The sequence below is a fragment of the Streptomyces sp. NPDC001156 genome (assembly GCF_053598275.1).
In genome coordinates, this window is the sequence record NZ_JBSFJX010000541.1 from 1 (window position 1) to 1349 (window position 1349).

Annotated in this window: 4 protein-coding genes; 1 reads left to right on the forward strand and 3 read right to left on the reverse strand. The window is 66.9% G+C overall.

The window, feature by feature from the left end; all coding sequences use genetic code 11:
* Positions 1–160: 160 nt before the first annotated feature.
* Positions 161–313: a hypothetical protein gene (locus ACWDA7_RS52960; protein WP_450615395.1), complete on the forward strand. Its 153-nt coding sequence runs from the start codon at positions 161–163 to the stop codon at positions 311–313.
* A 189-nt stretch (positions 314–502) separates the two neighbouring features.
* Here the strand turns inward: ACWDA7_RS52960 and ACWDA7_RS52965 are convergent, their stop codons facing one another.
* The 3 genes from ACWDA7_RS52965 to ACWDA7_RS52975 form a co-directional block, all read right to left on the reverse strand.
* Positions 503–697 (reverse strand): hypothetical protein, encoded by a 195-nt coding sequence (locus ACWDA7_RS52965; RefSeq protein ID WP_450615401.1) that lies wholly within the window; start codon positions 695–697, stop codon positions 503–505.
* Entirely contained in the window at positions 616–867 is a 252-nt protein-coding gene (locus ACWDA7_RS52970; RefSeq protein ID WP_450615399.1) for an SDR family NAD(P)-dependent oxidoreductase, read from the reverse strand. Before ACWDA7_RS52970 ends, ACWDA7_RS52965 begins: the two co-directional genes overlap by 82 nt.
* A 191-nt stretch (positions 868–1058) precedes the next feature.
* Positions 1059–1349 (reverse strand): transposase (locus tag ACWDA7_RS52975; RefSeq protein ID WP_450615397.1); only part of this gene is annotated, 291 nt, incomplete at its 5' end.

Below are 1349 nucleotides of genomic sequence, written 5' to 3' on the forward strand. Positions count from 1 at the left end.
CGTCTCCCACACCACCCGGCGCCAGGGACGCCCCTACGTCCTGGTCCTGACCAAGACGAAAGCCGTCTTCACCCGCGAACAGGCGACCCGCACCCACGCCGAGACCGACCTGGCGTGGCTACGGGACAAATGGCCCCGGTCGCGCGGCTGAGGGTGGCTGTTGATATCAGACGTTGATGTCAGGGCGAAAGACCTGGCCTGCAACTTCCGCGACAGCCCCCGACAGATCACGGTGGTCGTCAAAGCCGTCCTGACCTTGCAGTACCTGATCCGCGATCCCTTCGAGACGAACAAGAACGAGACCACAGCGTGACACTCCGCCCGGCCGGTGATCGACTCCTTCAGAAGAAGTCGATCACCACCCCCAACCTCGGACGGAGCATCAACTACCACCCCGTCAAGGCCCGCTCACCTGCGAGAACGAAGTTGGGGCACGCTCATTAGGCGTACTCATCTCTCCCGTCCCGGCCTGCGGCGATGACTTTACGAGCCCCGCAGGCCATCACGCAGCAAAGCCGGTTGTTCCACTGCGGGACATCACGATCTTCGTGATGGACGTGGTGTGTCCCAGGTTGAGCAGCATGCGGACGACGGTGACCACGTCGGCGACGGTGATCATCGTATCGACCGGGACGGTGTCGGCGGTCCAGGCCGCCATGTCGGTGTCGACGAAGGCCGGGGCAATGGCTGTGGCCATGACACCTTGCCGGATTCTTCGGCGTTGAGGGTTTCCACGAGCGAGATCAGCGCCGCCTTCGAGGCCCCGTAGACGGCAACGCCGGCTTCGGGATGTACTCCGGTGATCGATGAGAGCGCGATGATTCGCGTGCCTCGCCTCGGGGCGGCAGCGGCAGCGGCGCGCAGCATCGGCAGCGCGTGCTGCACCAACCTCGATTCTTCCAAGGGCTGACGGCGTCGTCGTGAGCGGCTGGCTGCCCGATATGTCCCGTGCCGTATCGGGACTGGCCGTCGCGTGACGCTGCGGGGCGTCGGGTTCCACGGGCCCGAGGGTGGTGCGGTGCTGTCCTTTCCGGTGTCGTCGGGGTGAGGGACTGCCGTCAGGTGAGGGCCGGGAGCTGGTGGGCCCGCTGCCAGGCGGTGGTGAATGCGCGTGTCCAGGGCCAGGTGCGGTCGAGGTGCAGGGTGCGCCTGCGGGCGTGGGCGGTGAGCCGGCCAGGCAGGTGGTACAGCTTCATCCGGATCGTCTCCGGCTCCGCGGCGGCGAGTTCGGGCTCGTCGTGCAGGAGGAGGAGACGGGTCCATGCGTCGAGGTCGGCGGCGATCGTGGCGGCCAGCACCCAGGCGGCGTTCAGCTGCCAGGACTTGGAGGGCAGCAACCCGAGGCCGAC

Coding starts and splice junctions, on each gene's coding strand:
- ACWDA7_RS52965 (WP_450615401.1), bottom strand. CDS start 697: ATGGCCACAGCCATTGCCCCGGCCTTCGTCGACACCGACATGGCGGCC.
- ACWDA7_RS52970 (WP_450615399.1), bottom strand. CDS start 867: ATGCTGCGCGCCGCTGCCGCTGCCGCCCCGAGGCGAGGCACGCGAATC.